This is a genomic window from Pantoea sp. SIMBA_079, assembly GCF_046940275.1.
In the GTDB taxonomy this organism is placed as follows: domain Bacteria; phylum Pseudomonadota; class Gammaproteobacteria; order Enterobacterales; family Enterobacteriaceae; genus Pantoea; species Pantoea borealis.
Genome location: NZ_JAWRYR010000436.1, coordinates 1 through 264 on the forward strand (window position 1 = coordinate 1; position 264 = coordinate 264).

1 protein-coding gene is annotated in these 264 nt (G+C 74.2%); it reads right to left on the reverse strand.

All coding sequences use genetic code 11. The features are described 5' to 3' along the window. Nucleotides 1-264: hypothetical protein (locus SB719_RS20695; RefSeq protein ID WP_412159819.1), on the reverse strand; the 264-nt coding region annotated here is incomplete at both ends.

Sequence of the window (264 nt, forward strand, 5' to 3'; positions counted from 1 at the left end):
GTGAGTGGGGCCGGTCGCCGGGCGGATGGGGTGCAGGCGCAGGCCGGGGAGCCGCGCCGCACGCGTGGTCGGCTTGGGCTCTGCGCCGAACTCGAGCGGGGACGCCGCAGACCCGACGGTGATGGGCTCCTTCACGATGTCGCCGCGAGCCGTGTCCGCGATGTCGAGCACGACGGCGGTGACGTTGTCCGGGGCGCCCGCATCCAGGCTCTGCTTCAGGAGCCGCTCCGCGACCTGCTTGGGGCCGTCCTTGGAGGCGAGCGC